Origin of the sequence: Pseudooceanicola sediminis (genome assembly GCF_003575965.1) — a bacterium.
In the GTDB taxonomy this organism is placed as follows: Bacteria; Pseudomonadota; Alphaproteobacteria; order Rhodobacterales; family Rhodobacteraceae; genus Pseudooceanicola; species Pseudooceanicola sediminis.
The window spans coordinates 1-23145 of the sequence record NZ_QWJJ01000016.1; the positions used below are offsets into that span (position 1 = coordinate 1).

The window sequence follows — 23145 nt, forward strand, 5'->3', positions numbered from 1 at the left end:
AGCCGGATGCCGCCGCGGCCGCTGGCCTGGGCGATGCAGGCGGCGCAGGACGGGGACTGGGCGCGCGCGGCCGAGGTTGCGCGGCGCGACGGCCCGGCGGCCGTGGCGCTGATCGAATGGCAACGGTTGCGGGCGGGTCTTGGCAGCCCGGACGAGGTGGAGCGCTTTCTGACCCGTCACGGGGACTGGCCCGGTCTGGACCTGCTGCGCCGACGTAGCGAGGCCGGCATGGCAAATGCCACGCCCGAGCAGATCATCGCGTTCTACGACGGTCGCAGCCCGACGACCGGCACCGGGGTGATCGCCCTGGCGGCGGCGTTGCGCGCGCGCGGCGCGGCGACGCAGGCGGATGGCGTCATCGTCAAGGCCTGGCAGACCATGCCCCTGACCGAAAGCGACGAGGCGGCGCTGTATGATGCGCAGGGCGACCTGCTGCGGATCTTCAACCGTGACCGGATGGAGATGCTGTTCTGGGAAGGTCAGCAAGAGGATCTGGACCGCATGAAGCCCCGCGTCGGTGAACGCGACTGGGCGCTGGCCCAGGCACGGCGGCTGGCGCGCGTCGGCGCGCCGGGCACGGCCGAGGCGATTGCCGCGCTGCCGGTGGCGGATCGCAAGGATGCCGCGCTGGTCTATGGACGTTTCAAGGCGCTGGTTGCCGTGGGCAAGACCGAACAGGCCCGCCTGCTGATGCGGACCCAGAGCCGTATCGAGGGCGGGTTGGGCCGCCCGGAAGCCTGGGCGAACGAACGCCGCATCTATGCGCGCGAAGAGATGCGGCGGGGCGACAACAGGCTGGCCTATGACCTGGCCGCCCACCACCAGCTGACGGAGGGCAGCGACTTTGCCGACCTGGAATGGCTGGCGGGGTTCATCGCGCTGCGCAAGCTGGCGCAGCCGCGGGTCGCGCTGAACCATTTCCTGGCGCTGGCCAACGGGGTCGAGACACCGATTTCGCTGGGGCGGGCCTATTACTGGATGGGGCGTGCCTATGAGGACCTGGGAGAGGCCGAGCAGGCAAAGGCGGCCTATACCGAGGGCGCGCGCCATCAGACCAGCTATTACGGGTTGCTGGCGGCCGAGCGCGCGGGCGTCGCGTCGGATCCGGCGCTGGGCGGGCAGGGCCCGCTGGCCGACTGGCAGGTGCCCGAGATCACGGGGTCGCTGCTGCGCGAGGCCAGCGCATTGCTGCTGGCCGCCGGTCAGCCCATCCAGGCCGAAATGTTCCTGATGCAGATGGCAGACGTGCAATCGGTCGCGGGGCTGAACCTGATGGGGGCGATGCTGGAATCGCGTAACGATGCACATATGCAGGTGATGCTGGGCAAGCGGGCCGCGGGCCGTGGCATCGTGCTGCCGCGCTATTACTACGCGCTGCATCCGCTGGCGCAGATGACGCTGCCGGTGGCGCCGGAGCTGGCGCTGGCGATTGCCCGGCGCGAAAGCGAGTTCGACATCGGCGTCAGTTCGGGGGCCGGGGCAGGGGGTCTGATGCAGCTGATGCCAGGCACCGCGAAGGAGGTCGCGCGCAACCTGGGGATCGACGACCACGACCAGGCGCGCCTGCTGTCGGACTGGCGCCACAACGCGACGCTCGGCTCGGCCTACCTGGCGCAGCTGGCGCGGCGGTTTTCCGGTAATGTCGTGCTGATTGCGGTCGGCTACAACGCCGGGCCGGGGCGGGCCGAACAGTGGATCGACCTGTTCGGTGATCCGCGCGACCCGGAGGTCGACGTCGTCGACTGGGTCGAGACGATCCCCTATCGCGAAACCCGCAACTACGTGCAGCGGGTTGCGGAAAGCCTGCCGGTGTACCGGGCGCGGCTGGGGGTGAACCCGCGACCCGTGCCCTTCAGCGCCGAACTGGGGGGATCAACGCTGCTGCCGCTCTCGCCAGAGAGTGAATAGGCCGGCGGCGATGATCAGCGCGGCGCCGATGGCGACGTTGGTGCGGATGCTTTCACCAAAGACGAAGATCCCGACAAGCGAGCCGAAGCCGAGCTGGAAATAGGCGAACGGCTGAACGGCGCTGGCCTCGGCCAGTTCGTAGACGCGGATCAGGGTATAGTGCCCGAGCGCCCCGGTGATGCACAGCACGGTCATCAGCGCCCAGTCAGGGCCGCTCATCGGTTCCCAGAACCAGATGCCGGTGGCGGTCATGACGACCGCGCCGGTCCAGCCGGTCCAGAAGAACGAGGTCGCCGAGGTATCGCGGCGCGCGACATACCGGTTCAGCAGGCCGTAGATGGCGAACATGAAGGCCGAGAGCAGGGGCAGGATGGCGGCGGGCGCAAAGACGCCGAAACCGGGTTCGAGGATGATCATCACGCCGACAAAGCCGACGCCGATGGCCGACCAGCGGCGCCAGCCGACGCTTTCGCCCAGGATCGGCCCCGACAGCGCCGCGATGATCAGCGGGTAGGCGATGAACACCGCCTGGCTTTCGATCAGGCCGAGGTAGGTAAAGCCCAGCACCATGACGCAGATTTCCAGCGCCAGCAGGACGCCACGCGTGGTTTGCAGGATCGGCTGGCTGGTCTTCGCGGCGGCGCGGATGCCACCGGCCTTGCGCGTCGCCACGGCGATCACGAAGGCGGCAAAGAACCAGTAGCGGATCATCACCACCATCATGACGTTGTATTCGCCCGCCAGATGGCGCGACAACCCGTCCTGAAGGGCAAAGATGAACGTGGTCAGGATCATCAGCCAGATCCCGAGCTTGGTGTTCTGTTCGGTCATGGGCGCAGATCTGGTCGCTGGGCCTGCGTCATGTGCCGTTTGCGCCCGAAGCCGGGGGCGCGGGTCACGGTGAACCCGGCAGAGGCAAGCTTGGCCCGGACATGGCCCGCGGCGGTATAGGTCGCCGCCGTGCCACCGGGGCGCGTATGGTCGTAGACGGCCTGCATCAGCGGCTCTTCCCACATTTCAGGGTTGCGGGCAGGCGAGAACCCGTCGAGGAACCACGCATCCGCCTGCCCCTGCCAGTCCGGCAGGATCTGTCGCGCATCGCCCTGTTGCATGGCAAAGTCCAGTCCGGGCAGGGTAAAGGCGGGTTTGCCCAGATGGGGGGCCATCTCGGCGGCGAGGTCGGCAATCTCGGGAAAGGCGGCCTGCGCGCGGGCCATGTCGGCGGGCGCCATGGGATAGGCCTCGAACGTGGTGAACCTCAGGGTGCCGGCCTGGCCGCTGTCGCGCCAGAGCCTGAGCGCGGCCAGCAAGTTCAGCCCGGTGCCGAAACCGAGCTCGGCAATGTGAAAGCCATCGTGAAAGCGCTCCGGCAGACCGTTCCCCGCCAGAAAGACATGCGCCGTTTCCGCCAGCCCGTTGCCAAGGCTGAAATAGGGGTCATCAAAGCGGGTGGCGACGGGCACATCGCCGTCTTTCCACTCAAGCTCGGGTGGCTGGCCCTGCATGGGGGGATCCTTTAGGTACGGGGTCTGAAAGCGGTTGCGCGGACGGTGTCATCAAGACGCGGCGACCATGCAGCGGAGGGCTGGCAATGGCAAGAATGGACGTGACGGTGCGCGGGGCGGGGATCTTTGGCCTGAGCTGCGCCTGGGCCTGTGTGCAGCGCGGCGCGCGCACGCGCATCGTCGACCCGTTCGGCGTGGGGGCCGGGGCCTCCGGCGGGATCGTGGGGGCGCTGGCGCCGCATGTGCCGGAGAACTGGAACGACAAGAAGGCCTTTCAACTCGACAGCCTGCTGATGGCCGAGCGATTCTGGGCCGGGGTCGAAGCGGTGTCGGGCATGGCCCCGGGCTATGGCCGCACGGGCCGGTTGCAACCGCTGGCCGATGACCATGCGGTCGCGCTGGCGCGTGGACGCGAAGCGACGGCGGCGCGGTTGTGGCAAGGGCACGCAGACTGGCAGGTCATCGCGGCGACCGGAGAGGGGGTCGAGCCGACCTCGCCCTCCGGCCTGCTGATCCGCGATACGCTGAGCGCGCGCATTCACCCTGGTCAGGCCTGTGCGGCCCTCGCCGCCGCCCTGCGTGCACGGGGGGCCGAGATCGCGACAGAAGCCCCGGACGAAGGCGCGGTGATCTGGGCCACCGGCGCCGCTGGGCTGGAAGAGATGAGCCGGCAAACCGGTCAGATGGTGGGCGTGGCGGTCAAGGGACAGGCCGCGTTGCTGGATTTCGACGCGCCCGGCGCGCCGCAGGTCTTTGCTGGCGGAGTCCATATCGTCCCGCATGCCGACGGTACGGTCGCCATAGGCTCGACCAGTGAACGCAGCTTCGAGGGCCTCGCAACGGATGCGCACCTTGACGCGGTGATCGCGGCGGCCCGTGCCGCCCTGCCGCTGCTTGCAGATGCCCGCGTGATTGCGCGCTGGGCCGGGTTGCGCCCCCGCGCGCGCAGCCGCGCCCCGATGCTGGGCCAGTGGCCCGGGCGCCAGGGGCATTTCATCGCCAACGGCGGCTTCAAGATCGGCTTCGGCATGGCCCCGAAAATCGCCGAGGTGATGGCTGATCTGGTGCTCGAAGGGCGTGACGCCATCCCCGAAGGCTTTCGCGCCGAAGCCCTCTTCTGAGGCACGACCTGCTCCCTGTCATCTGGCGGGAAATACCCCGGGGGAGGCAGGCGCAGCCTGACGGGGGCAGCGCCCCCATCCTACCCTCGGCAAGGGGCGCTGCCCCCCTGAGGCCATGCGGCCTCAGTTCCCCCGGGGTATTTTCGGCCAGATGAAAGAGCCTCGTCCGCTCAGCTGGCGCGCAGGCGAAAGACCCCCGTGGCGCGGGCTGACAATGTGCCCAGATCGTCGGTGATCGTCGCTTCGGCAAAAAACGTCCTGGCACCGCCGCCGGTCCGTCTTCCTTCGGCGATCAGGGTCGTACCCTTCATCTGGCCGATGAAGTTCACGCTGAGATTCAGCGTCATCGCCAGGTTGCGGTTTTCCGGATCGCCGGTGTAGGCGCCTGCGTAGCCCATGGCGGTGTCGCACATCAGCGAATGCACCCCGCCGTGCAGGATGCCGTAGCGGTTCATCAGGAAATCCTCCATCGGCAGTTCAAAGCGGGCGTAGCCCTGTGTCCAGTCGGTGATGTAGAAGCCGATGTGCCTTTGCAGCGGGTATGGGGGTTCAACCAGGGCCGGGTCGATCCTGGGTTCTGAGTTGGACGCGACGTTGCGGTCAGACATGGGGCCTTCTTCCTGTTCGTTCAGACGGTGCGGGCGGCATCGAGGCCCGCCGAGGCAAAGCGCGGCACGAGGGCCCCCATCTTGAGGGCGCGTTCCGGGTTCGAGGCATTGCCGTCGAGGGCGCGCTTGTAGACGCCCTGGATGATGCCTGCCATGCGGAACAAGGTGAAGGCCTGGTAAAAGCCAAACCCCTCGATCCCGGAAATATCTGCGTGCTGGCAGTAGGCATCGATGAAGGCGGCGTCGCTCATCAGGCCCTGCGCGTCGCGGTCCAGTCCCGCGAGGCCGCGCCCATCGGGGCCTGCGGGCATGTTCCATTGCATGATCACGGCGGCGACATCCGCAAACGGGTGGCCGATGGTCGAGAGTTCCCAATCCAGCACCGCAGCAATGCGGGGGCGGTCCTTTTCGAACAGCATGTTGTCGATACGGAAATCGCCATGCGCCAGCGTACGGCGCCCGTCATCGGCGGGGATGTTGGTGTCGAGCCAAGGGATCAGTTCTTCCATCGCCGCGATCCTGTCGGTCTCGGAGGCGCGGTATTGTTTGGTCCAGCGGTCGATCTGGCGGCGGTAGTAATTGCCGGTGGGGCCATAGTCGGAAAGGCCCGTCGCGGCGAGGTCGGTTGCATGGATTGCCGCGAGGACGCGGGCGATTTCCAGGTGGATCGGGCGGCGGTCCGCGACTGCCAGTTCGGGCAGGTCGGGCAGGTTGAAGTGGCGGCCCTGTACCTCGTCCATGACATAGAAGGGCGAGCCGATGACGCTGTCATCCTCGCACAGCACGTGCATTTTCGCGACCGGCACATCGGTCTCCGCCAAGGCCTTTTGCACGCGGAATTCGCGTTCGACCGCGTGGGCGGATTTCAGCAGCACGCCGGGCGGCTTGCGGCGCAGCACGTAGCGATGCGTCGGCGTGGTGAGGCGATAGGTGGGGTTGGACTGGCCGACATCGAACTTTTCGGCCCGTGCGGGGCCTTCGAAGCCGGGCAGGTGGCCGCGCAGCCAATGCTCGATTGCGGGCAGGTCCAGCTGGTTGGCATCTTTGGTCATGGCGGCCTCTAGCTGTAGGTCAGCAGGCGGTCTGCGGTGTCCGCCGTGATGAAGGGGGTGTCGTTGAAGCCGTGCAGGTAGCAATTGCGCGGCGAATAGACGAAGCGGGTGACCGCGCAGTTCTTGGTTTGCAGTTGCAGGGCCGTCTGGGTCTGGGGCGGGGCACCGAGTACGGCGGCGGTCATCTGGCCGATCGCGCCGCCAGAGGAGACGGCGAAGACGGTGGCGTCATCGCGCATCAGGTGGGCACGGGCGGCCTCGACCCGGGCCACGAAATCCGGCCAGGGTTCGGGGGCGTTTGCGATCTCGCCCCGCTGCCAGAGGTCCACGGTATCGCGCAGGGTGCGAAAGTGGCTCTTGCGGTCGTCGTGCAGGCCTTCGGGGGCGTCGCCGCCCGCAAAACGGGCGTTGAGCAGGGCCTTGAAGTCGAACTCGGACAGGCCGGGGTGAACCTCGGGCTGGGCGCTGTGCCCCATGCCGCGCAGGATCCCCTCCAACGTGTCGCGCTGGCGGCGCAGACCGCCGTGGGCGGTGCGGTCGGGCCGCACGCCTTGCGCCGCGAACCAGGCCCCGAGCGCCTGGGACTGTTCGTGCCCTATGTCGGAGAGCACGTCATAATCCGCAGCGCCGAAAGAGGCCTGGCCGTGACGTATGAGGTACAGGATGCCCAAGGGTCAGAGCACCTCGAACAGGCCGGCCGCGCCCATGCCACCGCCGACGCACATGGTGCAGACGACGTATTTCGCGCCGCGCCGCTTGCCTTCGATCAGGGCGTGGCCGACCATGCGGGCGCCGGACATGCCGTAGGGATGGCCGACCGAGATTGCGCCGCCGTTGACGTTGAGGATCTCGTCCGGGATGCCGAGGACGCGGGCCGAGTGCAGGACCTGGCAGGCGAAGGCTTCGTTCAGTTCCCACAGGCCGATGTCGTCCATTTTCAGCCCGTGCGCCTCGAGCAGTTTCGGCACGGCGTAGATCGGGCCGATGCCCATCTCGTCCGGGTTCAGGCCGGCGGCCATGACGCCGACGTAGCGGCCAAGCGGCGCGAGGCCGCGCTTTTCGGCCTCGCGCCCTTCCATGATGACGCAGGCAGAGGCCCCGTCGGAGAGCTGGCTGGCGTTGCCTGCGGTGATGAACCTGCCCTGCGCGACCTGCTGGCCGTCCTTGAAGACGGGGTCGAGGGAGGCGAGATTTTCCAGCGTGGTGGAGGGGCGGTTGCCTTCGTCCTGTTGCAACGTGACCTCCTTGAAGGAGACTTCCTTGGTCTGCTTGTCCATGACGCCCATGGTGCTGGTCAGCGGCACGATCTCGTCATCGAACTTGCCCGCCTGCTGGGCGGCGGCGGTGCGTTGCTGGCTGCGCAGGGCGTATTCATCCTGATCGTCGCGGCTGACGTTGTAGCGTTCGGCCACGATCTCGGCGGTTTCCAGCATCGACATGTAGAGCGCGGGCATGTGTTCGTTGATCCAGGGATCGCGGGCGCGGTCGGTGCGCATGTTCTGGTTCTGCACGAGAGAGATCGATTCGACCCCGCCGCCGATGGCGATCTGCATGCCGTCGTGGATCACCTGTTTCGCCGCCGTGGCGATGGCCATCATGCCCGAGGCGCACTGACGGTCCATCGACATGCCCGCGATGGTGTCGGGCAGCCCGGCGCGGATCACCGCCTGCCGTGCGATATTGCCGCCGGTGGAACCCTGTTGCAGGGCGGTGCCGATCAGGCAGTCCTGAATTTCCGAGCCATCCAGACCGGCGCGGCTGACCGCATGTTTCACGGCGTGGCCGATCAGCTCCTGTCCTTGGGTGTTGTTGAAGGCACCGCGAAAGGCCTTGCCGATGGGGGTGCGGGCGGTGGAGACGATGACTGCGTCACGCATGGGAGTATCCTTGGAAAATGTCAGGGAAATCAGGTTTCGGGAAGCTCGATGCCACGCTTTTCGGCGGCCATCCGGGCGTATTTGCGGGTCTGGGCGAAGGCGCCGGGCATGACCTGCTGGCCGTCTTGCGCGCGGATCCGGTCCATCGCGGCAAAGATCGTGTCGGGGTCGAGGTCGGCGTCCGAAAAGGCGAGGCCTTCGGTTTCATAGATGCGGGTTTCGGTGAAACAGCCGCCACCTGCACCGAGGATCATGCGGCTGGGCGCGTCTTCGTGCAGCAGGGTCAGCAGGCCGGGCGTGATGGTTTCGGGGCGCAGCAGGTCCAGCACCTGCTGGGGCAGCAGGCCCTCGGTCATGCGGGTCGCGGCGGTCGGGGCCAGCAGGTTGGCGCGGATGTCGAATTTCGCGCCTTCCTGGCAGAGCACGTTCATCAGCCCGACGAGAGAGGCCTTGGCCGCGCCATAGTTCGACTGGCCGAAGTTGCCGTAGAGCCCCGAGGCAGAGGTGGTGTAGACGATGCGCCCGTACTGGTTTTCGCGGAAATGATCCCAGAGCGCCTTGGTTGGCACGACGGAGCCCATCAGGTGCACATCGACGACGCGTGCGAAATCCGACAGGTCCATCTTGGCAAATGTCTTGTCACGCAGGATGCCTGCGTTGCAGACGAGGATGTCGACGCGGCCCCATTTGGCGATGGCGGTGTCGACCATGTCCTGCACCTGTTCGGCGTCGGTCACGTTGGCACCGTGGGCGATGGCGTCACCGCCCGCCGCGCGGATTTCCGCAACCACGGCATCTGCCTGCGCGGTGGAGGTTCCGGTGCCATCGGTGGCCACGCCGAGGTCGTTGACCACGACGCGTGCGCCGCGCGCGGCAAGGCCGAGGGCATGGCTGCGGCCAAGGCCGACACCGGCGCCGGTGACAATGGCCACGCGGCCGTCAAATCTGATCGTCATGCAGTCTCTCCAAAATAGCGCCGCCCAAGCCATTCCGCGACAAGGGCCGGTTTGTCCTGACCCTCGATCTCGACCGTCACGGTCATCGTGGTCTGGATTTCTGTCGGGCGGATGTCGTCGATCCGGTCGAGCGTGAAATGGCCCCGGATCCGCGCGCCCGAGGGCACGGGGCTGATGAAGCGCACCTTGTTCATTCCGTAGTTCACGCCCATCACCGCGCCTGCGACGGCGGGCATTTCATAGACCATCGCCGAGAGCATCGAGAGGGTCAGGAAGCCATGCGCGATGGTGGTGCCAAAGGGCGTTTCGGCGGCGCGCGCGGGGTCGATGTGGATGTACTGGTGATCTTCGGTGCAGTCCGCGAAGGCGTCGATGCGGTCCTGCCCGATCTCGTACCAGCGCGAGGTGCCGATGGTCTGGCCCACCCTTTCCTGAAATTGTGCGCGGGTCAGGGTCTGGCTGGTCATGCGTCATCCTCCAGGAACGCCGCCTGTGCGGTGGCGACCTGCATACCGCCCGACAGCGGGATGATCGCGCCGGTGATATAGCTGCCGCCGCGCCCGCAGAGGAATTGCAGGGTGCCGGCGATATCCTCTTCGCGACCGACCCGGCCCAGCGGGACCGATGCGGCAGTCTTGGCGCGCCCTTCCTCATGGCCGATGGCAAAGGCCATCATCTTGGACATGAAGGGCCCCGGCGCGATGGCGTTGACGGTGATGCGGTCGGCGGCCAGTTCATTGGCCAGCACGCGGGTCATGTGGTGCACCGCGCTTTTCGAAACGGCATAGGAATAGGCGCCCTGACCCTTGGGGATTTCGCCCATGACCGAGCCGACGTTGACGATGCGCGCGGGGTCGTCATCGGTGGCCGCGGCGCGCAGCAGATCCAGCAGGGTCTGCGTCAGGTGGAACATGCCGGTGACGTTCAGCCCCAGCACCTTGCCCCATGCCTCATAGGGAAAGTCGCCCATCGGCGCGCCCCAGGTGCGGCCCGCGTTGTTCATCAGGATGTGCAGCTTGTCGGTGCGCGCGCGCAGATCCCGGGACAGGGCCGTGATGCCCGCCTCGGTGCCGACATCGCCGCCGAAGCCTTCGGCGGTGCCGGGCAGGCCGAGGGCGTTGAGGTCCTCGGCCACCGCCGCGCAGGCCTCGGCCTTGCGCGAGGCGATCAGCACGCGTGCGCCAGCGGCAACCAGCCCTTCGGCGGCCATGCGGCCAATGCCGGTGGCTCCGCCGGTGACAAGGGCGACCTTGCCCGAGAGATCGTTGAGGGTGTGTGGTGTCATCTGCATGTCAAAAGCCCCTTGCGGCTGCGACGCGGGCGGCGTGATAGCCGTAATCGCCCAGCCATTCCGCGCCGACGCGGGCGCGTTTCATGAAAAATCCCATGTCGAAATCATCCGTCATGCCGATGCCGCCGTGCATCTGCACGCCTTCGCTGACCGCCAGTTTCGCGGTTGCCGTGGCGCGGGCCTTGGCGACGGAAACGGCCAGCGCGGCCTCCTCCGGGGTTTCGTCCAGGACGCGCCCGGCGTTTGCGATGGCGCTGGCGGTGATCTCGATCTCGCTCCACAGATGTGCGGCGCGGTGTTGCAGGGCCTGAAAGCTGCCGATGGTGCGGCCGAACTGGCGGCGGTCCTTGAGATAGGCGGCGGTCATGCCGAAGGCGCCTGCGGACAAGCCCAGCAATTCGCCCGCCAGCGCCGCCTGCCCGGCGTTCAGGGCGGGGCGCAGGACGGTCATGGCATCGTCGAGCGTGCCCACCACGTCCGCGCCGGTGGCGGCGACATCGGTCAGGTCAAGCTGCGCGTGGTCGCGGCTGTCGATGGTGGGGCGCGCGGTGCGGGTCACGCCCGCACGGTCGGCGTCGATATCGAACAGCGTCAGGCCCTGCGCGTCACCGGGGCTGCCGGAGGTGCGGGCGAGGATCAGCAGGCGGGTGGCACTGGCCCCGTCGGCCACAAAGCGTTTCTGGCCGGTCAGGCGAAATCCGTTGCCGCTGGCCGCGGCACGCAGGGCGGTGGCTTCGGGGGCGTGCTTGGTGCCCTCGTCCACCGCCAGCGCATAGGTGACGTCACCGCCCGCGATGTCGGTCAGGCGCGCGTGCGCTGCGGCGCGCAGGGCCGTGGCGGCGATGACGGCGGTGGAGAGGAACGGCGAAGCGGCGAGGACCTCGCCCATTTCCTCGGCCAGGATGCCGGCGGCGCGGTGCCCCATGTCGGCGCCGCCCGCATCCTCGGGCACCAGCACCCCGGCCCAGCCCATCTGTGCCATTTCGCGCCAGAGGCCGGGGTCAAAGGGGCGGTTGGCGTCACGGTTGTCACGCAGGGCCGACACCGGGCTGGCATCGGCCAGAAAGCCACGGGCCGCGTCGCGCAGCATCACTTCATCCGTCGTGGGGATCAGACTTTGCGTCATCGAATGTTCCTATTGGGTCGGCAGTTGCAGGACGCGTTTGGACAGGATGTCGAGCATCACCTCGCTGGTGCCGCCCTCGATCGAATTGGCCTTGGTGCGCAGCCAGTCGGGGGCGAGCGCGCCCTGCGGGCCGTCCCATTCCACGCCGTCGCTGCCGCTGACGGACATCAGAAGTTCATAGCGGCGCTTGTTCAGCTCGGTCCCGGCGTATTTCAGCATGGCGCTGGCATCGCCGACGCCGCCCTGCCTGGCCATGTCACCGTAGCGTTCCAGCGTCATGGCGGTGGCGAGGCTGTCGATTTCCAGCATCATCGCCTCGGCTCGCAGGATGGGATCGGCCATGATGCCCGGGTCTTGCGTCGCAAGGAACGCGCCGAGAGAGCGCCCGCCCAGCAGGCCACGCGCCCCGCCGCCGATCATTTCGCGTTCGTGGGTCAGCAGATGCTTTGCCACGTCCCAGCCGCCGTTCAGCGCGCCCACGATTCGGGAATTGCCGTTTTCATCCACCTTGGGGACGATGACGCCGTCAAAGAACGTCTCGCAGAAGGGCGATGCGCCCGAGATCAGGCGGATGGGGCGGGTGGTCACGCCTGCCGCCTCCATGTCGATCAGCATGAAGGAGATGCCCTTGTGCTTTGGCGCGTCGCGGTCGGTGCGCACCAGCGCAAAGATCCAGTCCGCCTGATCGGCATAGGATGTCCAGATTTTCGAGCCGGTGACGACCCAGTGATCGCCGCGATCCTCGGCGCGGGTCTGGACCGAGGCGAGGTCGCTGCCTGCGCCCGGTTCGGAATATCCCTGACACCAGCGAATCTCTCCGCGCGTGATCTGGGGCAGGTAGTGAAGCTTTTGTTCATGCGTGCCGAAGGCCAGCAGGGCAGGGCCAAGCATCCACAATCCGAAGCTTTCCAATGGTGTGGGTGCGCCGAGACGGGCCAGTTCCTCGCGGTAGATCTTGTCCTGCGCGCGGGTCAGCCCGGCCCCGCCATATTCGACCGGCCAGCGTGGCGCGGTCAGCCCTTCGGCGGCGGCGGCCTGCATCCAGTCGCGCTGTGCGTCGCTGTCGAAGGTCCAGCATTTGCCGCCCCAGCATATCTGATGGTCGGAGGGCGCGCGATTGCGCAGGGAGGGGGCGCAATGCGCCTCGATCCAGGTTGTGATTCCTGCGCGGAAACGCTCTGGTTTCTCAGAAAAGTCAAGCATCCCGTCCTCCCCTACGGTTGATGTTTTGCATTGCAGAATAGAATTTCACAGTTTGCTTGACAACCCGCGACGGAAACCTTTTCATCTGGTCAGGAGGACGGGAACAGCATACCCTGTTTTCCATCTTTGGGAGGAGACAACAATGCGATCAACTAGGACTGCCGTTCTCGCGGCTGCCGTTTCTGCGATTGCCGTGACGGCAGCGCATGCGGATACGATCAAGATGGCCTTTATCGACCCGCTGTCGGGCGCGATGGCATCATCGGGTGAACCGGCGCTGCAATCTTTCATGCTGGCGGCCGAACACATCAATGCAAACGGCGGCGTGAATGGCGACGACATCGAGATCGTCGGCTATGACAACAAGGTCAGCCCGAAAGAATCGCTGGTGCAATTGCAGAAGGCGATCGACAGCGGCGCGCGCTATATCATCCAGGGCAACGGGTCGTCCGTGGCCTCGGCGATCATCGAGGCGGTGAACAAGCACAACGCCCGTAACCCCGGCGAAGAGGTGATTTTCTTCAACTATGCCGCTGTGACGCCCGCCTTCACCAACGAAGCCTGCTCGTTCTGGCACTTTCGGTTCGATGCCCATACCGACATGAAGATGAACGCCATCACCGATTGGGTCGCCAAGCGTGACGACATCAAGAAGGTCTACATCATCGGTCAGGACTATGTTCATGGCGAGGCCGTCGCGGCCGCGGCCGTGTCGCAGCTGAAGGAAAAACGCCCCGACATCGAGATCGTCGGGAACGAGCTGCATCCGCTGGCCAAGGTCAAGGATTTCACCCCCTACGTGCAGAAGATCATCTCGTCCGGGGCGGATGCCGTGATCACCGGGAACTGGGGTCAGGACATGACGCTGCTGGTCAAGGCGGCAGCCGACGCTGGCCAGAAAATTCCATACCTGACCTTCTATGGCGGGTCGAACGGTGCAGTTGCCGCACTGGGTGAAGGGGCCGTCGACACCCTGTACCAGGTCAGCGAAGGCGTCACCAACCTGGAAGCTTCGGACGAACAGTACGCGATGATCGAGGAGTACAAGGAGCGTTTTCCGCAGTACGATTATTACTACGACCGCGCCTTTACGACGCTTCAGATGTTCGATGCCGCCGCCGAGAAAGCCGGCAGCGTCGAGCCGATCGCGGTGGCCAATGCCATGGAAGGCCTTGAGGTTGACGCGGCCTATGGCCCGGCCACCATGCGCGCCGAAGATCACCAGTTGCAACAGAACCTGTTCGTGACCACGGTGGCAAAAGACGTCAAGTACGGCGTCGACAACACCGATCTGGGCTGGAGACTGGTGGACGGCGGCAAGATTTCCGCCGAGGCGGCCTCGACGCCGACGACCTGTCAGATGGAACGGCCCGAGTAAGCTCGGGCACCTCTCTTTACCGCAATCCGGGCGTCATTCCCTTTTGGGCATGGCGCCCTCCGTTCCCTGACCGGGACGGCTCAGACCAGGGGGGACACCATGGAAACGGTTGTCTTTGCCGTGCTGAATGGCGTGATCTACGGGCTTCTGCTCTTCATGCTGTCCAGCGGGCTGACGCTCATCTTTTCGATGATGGGGGTTCTGAACTTCGCCCACGCCAGCTTTTACATGCTGGGGGCCTATTTCGCCTATACGTTGATGGAGGGGTCCAACTTCTGGATCGCGCTGTTCATTGCCCCGGTTCTGGTCGGGTTGGCGGGCATGGTGGTGGAGCGGTACGGGCTGCGCAAGGTGCACGCCCGGGGCCACGTGGCCGAGCTGTTGTTCACCTTCGGGCTGGCCTATCTGATCGACGAGGTCGTCAAGATCTTCTGGGGTCGGACGGCGGTGAATTACAAGGTGCCGGAGCTGCTGGATTTTCCGCTGTTCACGCTCTATGGCGCGCAATACCCCGCGTACCGCATCTTTATCCTGCTGGTGGCCATCCTGATGCTGGTCGCGTTGTGGTATCTGCTGCGCCGCACACGGGCGGGCCTGATCATTCAGGCCGCACTGACCCATCCGCATATGGTGGGGCACCTGGGGCATAACGTGCCGATGATCTTCATGATGGTGTTCGGCGCGGGCTGTGCGCTGGCGGGCCTGGCCGGGGTCATCGGTGGCAATTACTTCATCACCGATCCGGCGATGGCGGTGCAGATGGGGCCGATCGTCTTTGTGGTCGTGGTGGTCGGCGGGTTGGGCAGCCTGGAGGGCGCGTTCATCGCCGCGATGATCATCGGGCTGCTGCAAACCTCGGCGGTGTCGATCAACGCATCGCTGGCCGATATCTTTGGCTTTCTGGGGCTGGCGGGCACATCCGAGGTCGGCGGGATCACCATCGCCTCGATGGCGCCGATGCTGCCGTTCCTGTTGCTGGTGGTGGTGCTGATGGTGCGACCGACCGGATTGATGGGAGACCGTGAGGTATGACCGACATGACAACAACCTACGTCGATCTGGCCCCCAGCCGGGCCGAAAAGTTTCGCCAGCGCGTGCTGCCGATGATCCTGTTCGCACTGGCGCTGGCGGTGATCCCGCTGTTCGGGCCGTCGCGTTCGACGCTGACGCTGCTGAACCACATGGGGATCAACATTGTCTTTGCCCTGTCGTTCAACATGCTGCTGGGCCGTGCCGGGATGCTGTCCTTCGGCCATGCGGTTTACCTCGGGCTGGGCGGTTATTTCTGCGTGCACGTGATGAACTGGATCGCGGCGGACACCGGGATCTGGGGCGCGGTGCCGATCTTTACCATGCCCGCCTTCGGGTTTGGCGCAGGGGCACTGGCCGGGGCCGTCATCGGCTGGCCGTCGTGCCGCCGGGCCGGCACACCCTTCGCGATGATCTCGCTCGGCGTGGCCGAGCTGGTGGCGGCGGCGGGCTTCATGTTCGACAGCCTGTTCGGGGGCGAGATGGGGATTTCGGCCGACCGCATGGGCGGGCCTGAGTTCCTCGGCCTGTCGCTGGGGCCGCTGAACGAAGTCTACTGGTACATCGCCTTCTGGACCTTTGTCGGTGTCGTCGGCACCTATGCCTTTACCCGTACGCCGCTGGGCAAGCTGAGCGAGGCGACGCGCGACAACCCCGAGCGGGTCGAGTTCGTCGGCTATAATCCGCAGCGCGTGCGCTATCTGGTGTTCATCTTCGCCGGGGCCTTTGCCGGTATGGCCGGGGGCATGTCCGCCGTTCAGGATGAGATCTTCACGCCGGAAAACCTGTCGCTGGTGCCCTCGGGTGCGATCCTGATCGCGGCCTATGTGGGCGGCATCCGGTATTTCACCGGGCCGATCATGGGCGCCATCGTGATGACCTACATGGGCAGCAACCTGAGCGATTATACCGCCGGATGGCTGTTGTACCTGGGGCTGATGTTCGTCGGCGTCGTGATGTTCGTGCCCGACGGGATTGCCGGTGTCGTCTATGGCACCTGGGATGTGCTGCGCAGTGGCAGGCTGAACGAGGTCGCGGCCGGTTGGGCCATCCGCCTGCTGGGGCTGGCGCTGATGGCGGTCTCGACCATCACACTGGTCGAAGTCGCCTTTCGCTGGTCGGATGGCTATGGCGAGGTGTTCGAGCCGTTCGGTCTGGAACTGGCGCATGGCAGCCCGCTGACCTGGGTGGTGATCGTGCTGCCGTTTGTGATCGGTGCGCTGCTGCTGCGCCGGGTGGCCCGCAGCGAAAGCGAGGTGACGTCATGAGTAACGAAGCATTGCAACTGATTGATCTGAAAAAGTCCTTTGGACCGGCCAAGATCATCCAGGGCGTCAACCTGCAGGTGGCCAAGGGCGAAAGACATGCCATCATCGGGCCGAACGGCGCCGGTAAATCGACACTGTTCAACCTCATCTCGGGGCGGTTCCTGCCGACCTCGGGCGAGATCTGGCTGAATGGCGACAAGATTTCCGGCAAGAAACCGTTCGAGATCAACCGCATGGGATTGTCGCGCAGTTTTCAGGTGTCCAACATCTTTACCAACATGACGGTGCGGGAAAACGTCCGCTGTGGCGTGCTGTATTCGATGGGCTATGGCTATTCCTTCTGGCGCAACATCGGCAACCTGCGGGAAGTGTCGGAAAAGACCGCCGCAATTCTCGAGGATGTCGGGCTGATCGACAAGGCGCATCTGCCTGCGACGCTGCTGCCCTATGCAGACCAGCGGACGCTGGAAATCGCCATCACCATCGCGGGCGGGGCCGAGGTGATCCTGCTGGATGAACCGACCGCGGGGATGAGCCATTCGGAAACCGACCGCGCCGTGGCGCTGATCGAAAAGGCCAGCCAGGGCAAGACGTTGCTGATCGTCGAACATGACATGGGCGTGGTGTTCAACCTGGCCGACCGGATCAGCGTGCTGGTCTACGGAGAGATCATCGCGACCGGCACACCGGAGGAGATCCGCGGCGATCCGAAGGTGCGCGAAGCCTATCTGGGCGAGGAAGTCGAAGAGGGAGTGCCGGCATGAACGTCGCCACCAATATCGAGCCGATGCTGGCCATCAGGGACCTGCACGCCTATTACGGCAAATCCCACGTTCTGCACGGCGTGAACATGGAGATCATGCCGGGCGAGGTGATCGCGCTGCTGGGTCGCAACGGAGTCGGGCGCTCGACCACTGCCAAGGCGATCATGGGCGAGGTCAGTCCGATCGGGTCGATTCGGTTCAAGGGACAGGAGATTTCCGGTCTGGCGAACCACAAGATCGCTCGGCTGGGGTTGGGCTATGTGCCCGAAAGCCGCGACATCTTTCCGGCGATGACGGTGCGCCAGAACCTGCTGCTGGGGATCAAGGACATGCGCCGGCCGGGCAAGTGGAACATCCAGCAGATGCTGGACATGTTCCCCAACCTGGCGCGGCGCGCGGACAACCCGGCGGGGGTCCTGTCGGGTGGTGAAAAGCAGATGCTGACCATGTGCCGGACGCTGATGGGCGACCCGGACCTGATCATCATCGACGAGCCGACCGAGGGCCTGGCGCCGCTGATCGTGCAGCAAGTCGGTGACATGATTGCAGAAATTGCCAAGGCCGGGGTGTCGATCCTGCTGGTCGAGCAAAAGCTGTCGATCGCGCTGCGCATCGCTGACCGGGTCTACGTGATGGGCCACGGAGAGATCGTCTATGGCGGGACGCCCGACGATTTTGCCACCCGCGACGATATCCGAAAGGAATGGCTGGAGGTCTGAGGCGACCCGGCGCGCCCCCTTTTCGCCATGACCACAAGAGCCCGCCCGGAGCATCCTCCGGGCGGGTTTTGCATGCGCGGGATCGTGCCCGTTCGGAGCGACGCCGGTGATCCCTGCGCATGTCGGTCGCAACGTCGGTATCCGGGCGGTAAATGGTCGGTGGAATTCCGCGCATTTTACCTTATATTCAGGTCTCGCTCTGTATCACGTCAGGTGTTTCGTGATTGAGCATGGCGAAGCTAGTCGCCCTGGTTGGTTAAATCGTACCTATTGGCAGGTTGTCATGACACACTTCAAATCTCTTTCCTGTCTGTTGGGCGCCCTGTTTCTGCTTGGTGTCGCAATCGTCCCGGCCGCCCCTGCAAGTGCGCTGGAGGCCGGAACCGCAAACGTCACGACAACGACCGCCGAAGCGGTGAGCCAGCGCCTGCCCGTGCAAAGCTATCGTGCCGATTTCACGGCGCGGGTCGGGGATTGGTTCATCTATGCCCGCAAGAACGGATCGGACGAACCGCGCTGTTCCGCCGTGCGCGAGGAATGGAGCCAGTCTCTTTACCTGTCGCTGGACCAGGCCGGGTGGAGCGTCGGGACGGATTCGTTGTTCCGCGTGTCGGGTACACGTGAAATCACGTTGAATGGTGTGCAATACGTCGCCAGCTTTGACGACCGCAGCGGTCTGCCCAGCTTTACCCCCGACGCCGAGATGTTGCAGGCGCTGGGCGAGACGGGCGGTTTCATCGGATTTGCCCCCGGATCGGAACAGCGGATGTTTTCGCTGCACCAGTCCGGGCAGGCGTTGGACATGGTGCGGCTGTGCACTGAATCGCGCGGTCTGATGCCCGACACCCGCCCCGAGGTGAAACCGGCGCTGGCGAGTGATTGCCCCGACGTGTCGGCGTATACGCCCGCGTATGGCGATTTTACCGACCTGACCGTGAAGAACCTGCGCGATGATCCGGTGCAGGTCTATGTCCTGTCGCAATACAAGGACACGCCGGAATTCCTGGGCAGCGTGCTGCGCGAACACAGCCTGCAAACCTCGATCGGCAATATCTACCTTGTCGCCGACCTCAGCGGCCATTGCATCGGGTCACCCATGGTTGTCACCGAAAGCGGACAGGTCCTCACCGTTCAGTGAGGCCGAGGCGCGCCGCCACGGTGATCACAGAGGCAGCGCGCCGGTAGAATCGGTACGGGCAGGGGCATTCGCCAGGAATGATTGGCCCACCGATGACTGGCCCACTGATGCCTGGCCCAGGAATGACTGGCCCAGGAATGACTGCCCCCCCAAATTATTGCCCCCAAAATGACCGCCCCGGCATGACTGCGTGACCCGGGGCCGCGCGGGCCCGGCAGATCCGCGGAGCCTTGCCGGGCCGCAGGCGCCATACCTTTTCGGTGCGATGCGTGGGAACGACCTGCGCCGCACCCACAGGCACAGGTCAGAAACGCGGTGCCTCGGCGCGCCAGATTTTCAGCGGCCCGACCGACGCAAAGCCGATGCGCAGCATCCGGGCCAGCGCATCGCCCGCTTCATATCCGACCAGCGGTTTGTGCGGGGCGAGTTGGGTCGCCAATGCCGCGATCTGGCCGACCAGCCGGTCCGTCGGGTCGAGGGCAAAGATATTCGACAGGCCGATGCAGGACTCCGAGTGGTTGAGCAGGCATCCTGCGGTGATCCTGCCCTCCTCGGTCCGGGCGTGGATGCTGATGTCCGGGTGATCCAGCAGGGCAGGCGGAAAGACCTGGTGATCTCGCGGGGTACCCGTGTCCGCCCAGGCGCGCTCCCATGCGGCCAGGTCATCGGCCGTTTCGACACGGCGCCAGCCGGTGGTCGCTGGGTCGGTATCGGCCTCGGGCAATTGCGGCGCGCGCCAGATCCAGTCGGCCTTCTGGTTGACGTGAAAGTCGTGATAGGACAGGTCAAAACGCGCAAAGCTGTCCTTGACCACCAGCGGTCCCGGGGTCAGCGCGGCAATCGCGGTCAATTCCGCCAGCTGCGCCCCGGCATCGCCGGCGCTGAGCGTGACGAGGTTGGGATAGAACGGGGGCGGCGTCTGCAAGACCGCAAGGCAGTGATTTTCCGGCAATCGCCGGTAGGCCAGCCCGTGGGCGTCAAAGATGGCCTGGCACAGATCGGCATTGTTCGCGGCGGCGATGGCGACCCGGTTTTCGGTGAGGTAATCACTCATGAAACTGCTGAGTCCTGAAACAGTGGCAAAGCCTGCGATGCGGCAGCCCTCGGCGGTGGCGGGCAGGGCACGGGGTGCCCCGCCCCGGTGGTCAAACGGATTCGCGCAATTCGGGGTGCTGATAGTCGCCCAATTGCTGACGCAGGTTCAGCTTTGAAACCTTGCCGGTTGCCGTCATCGGCAAGGCATCGACCCAGACGACATCATCGGGCAACTGCCATTTGGCGAAATGCGCCGAGATATGGTCTCGGATCTCCTCGAGCGTCGGCTTCTGATCGCCCGCGGCGACGGCCACAAGGATCGGGCGTTCGTCCCAGCGCGGGTGCGCCACACCGATGGCCGCGCAATTGGCGATGCCGGGGTGCGACAGGCAGGCGTTTTCCAGGTCGATGGACGAGATCCATTCGCCGCCGGATTTGATCAGGTCCTTGGCGCGGTCCTGCACGGTCAGGAACCCTTCGGGGCAGATGCTGGCGACATCGCCGGTGCCGAACCAGCCCTCGGCGTCCAGGGCCTTGGCGCTTGCCTCCTCGTTGCGGAAATATCCCGCCGCAACGGTGTTGCCGCGCACGTACAGCTCTCCGACCGCCTTGCCATCGTGGGGCAGGCGCGCGCCATTGTCGTCGACGATCTTGAGGTCGACCCCGAAACAGCGGCGGCCCTGCTTGGCCTTCTGCGTCAGCTTTTCGGCTAGCGGCAGGCGATCCATCCAGAAGGGCAGCGTGCCATGGGTGCCAACGGGGGACATCTCGGTCATGCCCCAGGCGTGGCTGACGGTGACGTCCATCCGCTCGAACGCCTCGATCATGGATTTCGGCGCGGCCGAGCCCCCGATCACTACGTCGACAAACCCCTCGGGCTTGCGCCCCTGGGCGCGGATCTCGGCCAGCAGGCCCATCCAGACGGTCGGCACGCCCCAGGCGGAATGCACGCCCTCGCCATCCATCAGACGGAACAGGCTGGGCCCGTCGAGCGAGGGTCCGGGCATCACCAGCGACACGCCGGACATCAGGGCCGAATAGGGCAGCCCCCAGGCATTGACGTGGAACAGCGGCACGACCGGCAGCACCTTCTTGCCCTCGGCAAAGCTGCCGTTCAGCATCAGGGCGCTGATCATCGCGTGCAGCACGGTCGAGCGGTGCGAATACAGCGTGCCCTTGGGATTGCCCGTGGTGCCGGAGGTATAGCAGAGGCTGCAGGCGGTATCTTCGCTGAAGTCGGGCCAGTCGTAATGCTCGGGCCGACCGTCGATCAGCTCCTCGTAGCACAGCGCGGGAAAGGGCGTTTCGGGCATGTGCGCCCGGTCGGTCATGATCACATAGGTGACATCGGCGGGCAGCTGGTCCCGCACGGCGGCGATGATCGGCACGAATGTCGTGTCGAGAAAGATCAGCTTGTCCTCGGCGTGATTGACGATGTAGATCAGCTGCTCGGCGGACAGGCGCGGATTGATCGTATGGCAGACGGCGCCCATGCAGGACACCGCGTAATACAGCTCGAAATGACGATACCCGTTCCAGGCCAGCGTCGCGACGCGGTCGCTCATCCCGACGCCCCGCTCCCCGAGCGCGTGTGCCAGCTGGGCGATGCGCCGGCCGGCCTCCGGGTAGGTATAGCGGTGGATATCGCCTTCGGTGCGCTGGGAAATGACCTCGCTCCGGCGGTGGGCGCCGACCCCGTATTCCAGGATTTCCTTCACCAGCAATGGCCGGTGCATCATCATGCCGTCCATGTCGTCTCCTCCCTAAATCTCCTGTTCGGAAACTAGCGCCGATTCCCGGCAGACCCAAGGAAATCCGCCGAAGTGCGGAATATTTTTCCGTTGAAATTCCGCAGGCCGGAAGGGGCCGGCGAATGCTGCGATGCGGCGTTTAAATGAGTGGCGAAAACAGGCTTAAGAGACTGATTTTTCTAGCGTAAATGCCCATATTCCCTAGTCTGATCCGTACAGAGCAAACGCGGCAATTGCCGCCCGCGAATCGAGAAGGAGGAGCCCGAGGTGAAAGCCATTGTCTGCCATGAATTCGGACCGTTGGAGACGCTGTCGCTGGAGGATCTGCCCGACCCGACCCCCGGTGACGGCGAAGTGCTGATCCGGACCGAAGCCGCGGGGGTGAATTATCCCGACGGGCTGCTGGTGCAGGGCCTCTACCAGGCCAGGCCCGACCGCCCCTTCGTTCCCGGTAACGAGGTCGCGGGCGAGGTCCTGTCCGTGGGGGCGGGTGTGACGCATCTCGTGCCGGGCGACCGGGTGCTGGCGGCGGTGTCGGGCGGCGGCTACGCGGAAATGGCGGTCTGCGCGGCAGAGCGTTGCTTTGCCATGCCCCGGGGCATGGACGCCTCGGAAGCCTGCGCATTGCTGGTGGCCTACGGCACGTCGCACCACGCGCTGAAACAACGCGCGCAGCTCGTGGCGGGGGAATGGCTGGTGATCTTCGGCGCGGCGGGGGCGACGGGCATCGCCGCGATCCAGATCGGCAAGACGATGGGGGCAAAGGTGATTGCCGTCTGTTCAATCGACCAGAAACGCGCGCTCGCCCTGGAATGCGGCGCCGATCACGCGATCGGCTACGACACCCTGAAAGACGACGTCAGGCGGCTGACCGATGGCCATGGCGCCGACGTGGTCTACGACAGCGTGGGCGGCGATGCCTTCGCGGCGGCGTCCCGCTTCATGGCGCGCAATGGTCGCCTGCTGGTGATCGGCTTTGCCAGCGGCGAGATCCCCAAGCTGTCGGTGAACCTGACGCTGGTCAAGGAATATGCGGTGGTCGGTGTCTTCTGGGGCAACTGGACGCGCCATGACCCCGAGGCCTACCTTGACAACATGCAGGAACTCTTCGCGTGGCACCAAAGCGGCGCCGTCCGCCCGCATATCGAAGGTCGTTACGGCCTGGGCGATGCCGCGGATGTGCTCTCGCGGGTGCTGGGCCGGGGCGCCACCGGCAAGATCACCCTGGTCCCCTAACGCCCTTGCCTCAGCCACCGGCCCGCGGCTCCCTGTCATCTGGCCGAAAATACCCCGGGGGAATTGAGGCCGCCAGGCCTCAAGGGGGCAGCGCCCCCACCCTGCGCGCCTTGCACACTCATGACCAGACGCGGACAAGGTGCGGACCGGGCGCGCGGGTTTCTCTCAGGGCCTCGCCGC

At 65.5% G+C, this 23145-nt stretch carries 22 protein-coding genes; 9 read left to right on the forward strand and 13 right to left on the reverse strand.

The annotated features are described in order from the left end of the window. Positions 1 to 1908, forward strand: a 1908-nt coding sequence (locus DL237_RS16465; RefSeq protein ID WP_147405370.1) for a lytic transglycosylase domain-containing protein, incomplete at its 5' end; no start/stop codon positions are given. Here the strand turns inward: DL237_RS16465 and DL237_RS16470 are convergent. Then, on the reverse strand, positions 1873 to 2739 hold the full coding sequence (locus tag DL237_RS16470) for a DMT family transporter (protein ID WP_119400190.1): 867 nt from the start codon (positions 2737 to 2739) through the stop codon (positions 1873 to 1875). The genes DL237_RS16465 and DL237_RS16470 overlap by 36 nt on opposite strands. After that, entirely contained in the window at positions 2736 to 3413 is a 678-nt protein-coding gene (gene mnmD, locus DL237_RS16475; RefSeq protein ID WP_119400191.1) for a tRNA (5-methylaminomethyl-2-thiouridine)(34)-methyltransferase MnmD, read from the reverse strand. The genes DL237_RS16470 and mnmD overlap by 4 nt, the downstream gene beginning before the upstream one ends. An 86-nt stretch (positions 3414 to 3499) precedes the next feature. On the opposite strand from mnmD, the gene DL237_RS16480 reads away from it, so the two are divergent. Continuing rightward, positions 3500 to 4534 carry an NAD(P)/FAD-dependent oxidoreductase gene (locus tag DL237_RS16480; protein ID WP_119400192.1) on the forward strand — a complete coding sequence of 345 codons (1035 nt, stop codon included), beginning with the start codon at positions 3500 to 3502 and terminating at the stop codon, positions 4532 to 4534. 170 nt (positions 4535 to 4704) lie between these two features. On the opposite strand, the gene DL237_RS16485 is transcribed toward DL237_RS16480, so the two are convergent. Genes DL237_RS16485 through DL237_RS16525 form a run of 9 tightly spaced genes read right to left on the reverse strand, consistent with a single transcriptional unit; the run spans position 4705 to position 12647 of the window. Further along, positions 4705 to 5142, reverse strand: a complete 438-nt coding sequence (locus tag DL237_RS16485; protein WP_199672126.1) for a PaaI family thioesterase — start codon at positions 5140 to 5142, stop codon at positions 4705 to 4707. Between the two features lie 20 nt (positions 5143 to 5162). Next, entirely contained in the window at positions 5163 to 6194 is a 1032-nt protein-coding gene (locus DL237_RS16490; RefSeq protein ID WP_119400193.1) for a phosphotransferase family protein, read from the reverse strand. An 8-nt stretch (positions 6195 to 6202) separates the two neighbouring features. Next, the gene (locus DL237_RS16495) at positions 6203 to 6865 is read right to left on the reverse strand and encodes a histidine phosphatase family protein (RefSeq protein WP_119400194.1); all 663 of its coding nucleotides are present in this window, start codon (positions 6863 to 6865) and stop codon (positions 6203 to 6205) included. Positions 6866 to 6868: 3 nt separating this feature from the next. Then, on the reverse strand, positions 6869 to 8071 hold the full coding sequence (locus DL237_RS16500; RefSeq protein WP_119400195.1) for an acetyl-CoA C-acyltransferase: 1203 nt from the start codon (positions 8069 to 8071) through the stop codon (positions 6869 to 6871). Between the two features lie 29 nt (positions 8072 to 8100). Then, positions 8101 to 9027: an SDR family NAD(P)-dependent oxidoreductase gene (locus DL237_RS16505; RefSeq protein WP_119400196.1), complete on the reverse strand. Its 927-nt coding sequence runs from the start codon at positions 9025 to 9027 to the stop codon at positions 8101 to 8103. Continuing rightward, positions 9024 to 9494, reverse strand: a complete 471-nt coding sequence (locus tag DL237_RS16510) for a MaoC family dehydratase (RefSeq protein ID WP_119400197.1) — start codon at positions 9492 to 9494, stop codon at positions 9024 to 9026. Before DL237_RS16510 ends, DL237_RS16505 begins: the two co-directional genes overlap by 4 nt. Next, positions 9491 to 10312, reverse strand: coding sequence for an SDR family NAD(P)-dependent oxidoreductase (locus tag DL237_RS16515; RefSeq protein ID WP_119400287.1), 822 nt, complete (start codon positions 10310 to 10312; stop codon positions 9491 to 9493). The genes DL237_RS16510 and DL237_RS16515 overlap by 4 nt, the downstream gene beginning before the upstream one ends. 7 nt (positions 10313 to 10319) lie before the next feature. Beyond that, a complete protein-coding gene (locus DL237_RS16520) occupies positions 10320 to 11444 on the reverse strand; it encodes an acyl-CoA dehydrogenase family protein (RefSeq protein WP_233545034.1) in 1125 nt (374 codons plus the stop codon). Positions 11445 to 11453: 9 nt separating this feature from the next. After that, positions 11454 to 12647 carry an acyl-CoA dehydrogenase family protein gene (locus DL237_RS16525; protein ID WP_119400198.1) on the reverse strand — a complete coding sequence of 398 codons (1194 nt, stop codon included), beginning with the start codon at positions 12645 to 12647 and terminating at the stop codon, positions 11454 to 11456. A gap of 142 nt (positions 12648 to 12789) precedes the next feature. On the opposite strand from DL237_RS16525, the gene DL237_RS16530 reads away from it, so the two are divergent. The 6 genes from DL237_RS16530 to DL237_RS16555 all read left to right on the forward strand — a co-directional run bounded on the left by DL237_RS16530 (position 12790) and on the right by DL237_RS16555 (position 18943). Then, entirely contained in the window at positions 12790 to 14025 is a 1236-nt protein-coding gene (locus DL237_RS16530; protein ID WP_119400199.1) for a branched-chain amino acid ABC transporter substrate-binding protein, read from the forward strand. A gap of 99 nt (positions 14026 to 14124) precedes the next feature. Further along, entirely contained in the window at positions 14125 to 15057 is a 933-nt protein-coding gene (locus DL237_RS16535) for a branched-chain amino acid ABC transporter permease (protein ID WP_119400200.1), read from the forward strand. Continuing rightward, on the forward strand, positions 15054 to 16322 hold the full coding sequence (locus DL237_RS16540; RefSeq protein ID WP_119400201.1) for a branched-chain amino acid ABC transporter permease: 1269 nt from the start codon (positions 15054 to 15056) through the stop codon (positions 16320 to 16322). The genes DL237_RS16535 and DL237_RS16540 overlap by 4 nt, the downstream gene beginning before the upstream one ends. Continuing rightward, the gene (locus tag DL237_RS16545) at positions 16319 to 17086 is read left to right on the forward strand and encodes an ABC transporter ATP-binding protein (protein ID WP_119400202.1); all 768 of its coding nucleotides are present in this window, start codon (positions 16319 to 16321) and stop codon (positions 17084 to 17086) included. The genes DL237_RS16540 and DL237_RS16545 overlap by 4 nt, the downstream gene beginning before the upstream one ends. Then, positions 17083 to 17805 carry an ABC transporter ATP-binding protein gene (locus tag DL237_RS16550; protein ID WP_199672127.1) on the forward strand — a complete coding sequence of 241 codons (723 nt, stop codon included), beginning with the start codon at positions 17083 to 17085 and terminating at the stop codon, positions 17803 to 17805. Before DL237_RS16545 ends, DL237_RS16550 begins: the two co-directional genes overlap by 4 nt. 283 nt (positions 17806 to 18088) lie before the next feature. Next, positions 18089 to 18943 (forward strand): hypothetical protein, encoded by an 855-nt coding sequence (locus DL237_RS16555; RefSeq protein WP_147405371.1) that lies wholly within the window; start codon positions 18089 to 18091, stop codon positions 18941 to 18943. A 304-nt stretch (positions 18944 to 19247) separates the two neighbouring features. Here DL237_RS16555 and DL237_RS16560 read toward each other — a convergent pair whose 3' ends face one another. Next, positions 19248 to 19997, reverse strand: a complete 750-nt coding sequence (locus DL237_RS16560; protein ID WP_119400204.1) for a hypothetical protein — start codon at positions 19995 to 19997, stop codon at positions 19248 to 19250. 91 nt (positions 19998 to 20088) lie between these two features. Then, positions 20089 to 21729 carry a long-chain fatty acid--CoA ligase gene (locus tag DL237_RS16565; protein WP_119400205.1) on the reverse strand — a complete coding sequence of 547 codons (1641 nt, stop codon included), beginning with the start codon at positions 21727 to 21729 and terminating at the stop codon, positions 20089 to 20091. 267 nt (positions 21730 to 21996) lie between these two features. Between DL237_RS16565 and DL237_RS16570 the strand changes: the two genes are divergently transcribed. Then, positions 21997 to 22965, forward strand: coding sequence for an NADPH:quinone oxidoreductase family protein (locus tag DL237_RS16570; RefSeq protein WP_119400206.1), 969 nt, complete (start codon positions 21997 to 21999; stop codon positions 22963 to 22965). Positions 22966 to 23145 lie beyond the last annotated feature (180 nt).

What these genes read in the sequence shown, in the direction of transcription:
- DL237_RS16470 (WP_119400190.1), bottom strand. Translation starts at nt 2,739, where the DNA reads ATGACCGAACAGAACACCAAGCTCGGGATCTGGCTGATGATCCTGACC.
- mnmD (WP_119400191.1), bottom strand. Translation starts at nt 3,413, where the DNA reads ATGCAGGGCCAGCCACCCGAGCTTGAGTGGAAAGACGGCGATGTGCCC.
- DL237_RS16480 (WP_119400192.1), top strand. Translation starts at nt 3,500, where the DNA reads ATGGCAAGAATGGACGTGACGGTGCGCGGGGCGGGGATCTTTGGCCTG.
- DL237_RS16485 (WP_199672126.1), bottom strand. Translation starts at nt 5,142, where the DNA reads ATGTCTGACCGCAACGTCGCGTCCAACTCAGAACCCAGGATCGACCCG.
- DL237_RS16490 (WP_119400193.1), bottom strand. Translation starts at nt 6,194, where the DNA reads ATGACCAAAGATGCCAACCAGCTGGACCTGCCCGCAATCGAGCATTGG.
- DL237_RS16500 (WP_119400195.1), bottom strand. Translation starts at nt 8,071, where the DNA reads ATGCGTGACGCAGTCATCGTCTCCACCGCCCGCACCCCCATCGGCAAG.
- DL237_RS16505 (WP_119400196.1), bottom strand. Translation starts at nt 9,027, where the DNA reads ATGACGATCAGATTTGACGGCCGCGTGGCCATTGTCACCGGCGCCGGT.
- DL237_RS16510 (WP_119400197.1), bottom strand. Translation starts at nt 9,494, where the DNA reads ATGACCAGCCAGACCCTGACCCGCGCACAATTTCAGGAAAGGGTGGGC.
- DL237_RS16515 (WP_119400287.1), bottom strand. Translation starts at nt 10,312, where the DNA reads ATGACACCACACACCCTCAACGATCTCTCGGGCAAGGTCGCCCTTGTC.
- DL237_RS16520 (WP_233545034.1), bottom strand. Translation starts at nt 11,444, where the DNA reads ATGACGCAAAGTCTGATCCCCACGACGGATGAAGTGATGCTGCGCGAC.
- DL237_RS16525 (WP_119400198.1), bottom strand. Translation starts at nt 12,647, where the DNA reads ATGCTTGACTTTTCTGAGAAACCAGAGCGTTTCCGCGCAGGAATCACA.
- DL237_RS16530 (WP_119400199.1), top strand. Translation starts at nt 12,790, where the DNA reads ATGCGATCAACTAGGACTGCCGTTCTCGCGGCTGCCGTTTCTGCGATT.
- DL237_RS16535 (WP_119400200.1), top strand. Translation starts at nt 14,125, where the DNA reads ATGGAAACGGTTGTCTTTGCCGTGCTGAATGGCGTGATCTACGGGCTT.
- DL237_RS16540 (WP_119400201.1), top strand. Translation starts at nt 15,054, where the DNA reads ATGACCGACATGACAACAACCTACGTCGATCTGGCCCCCAGCCGGGCC.
- DL237_RS16545 (WP_119400202.1), top strand. Translation starts at nt 16,319, where the DNA reads ATGAGTAACGAAGCATTGCAACTGATTGATCTGAAAAAGTCCTTTGGA.
- DL237_RS16550 (WP_199672127.1), top strand. Translation starts at nt 17,083, where the DNA reads ATGAACGTCGCCACCAATATCGAGCCGATGCTGGCCATCAGGGACCTG.
- DL237_RS16555 (WP_147405371.1), top strand. Translation starts at nt 18,089, where the DNA reads ATGACACACTTCAAATCTCTTTCCTGTCTGTTGGGCGCCCTGTTTCTG.
- DL237_RS16560 (WP_119400204.1), bottom strand. Translation starts at nt 19,997, where the DNA reads ATGAGTGATTACCTCACCGAAAACCGGGTCGCCATCGCCGCCGCGAAC.
- DL237_RS16565 (WP_119400205.1), bottom strand. Translation starts at nt 21,729, where the DNA reads ATGGACGGCATGATGATGCACCGGCCATTGCTGGTGAAGGAAATCCTG.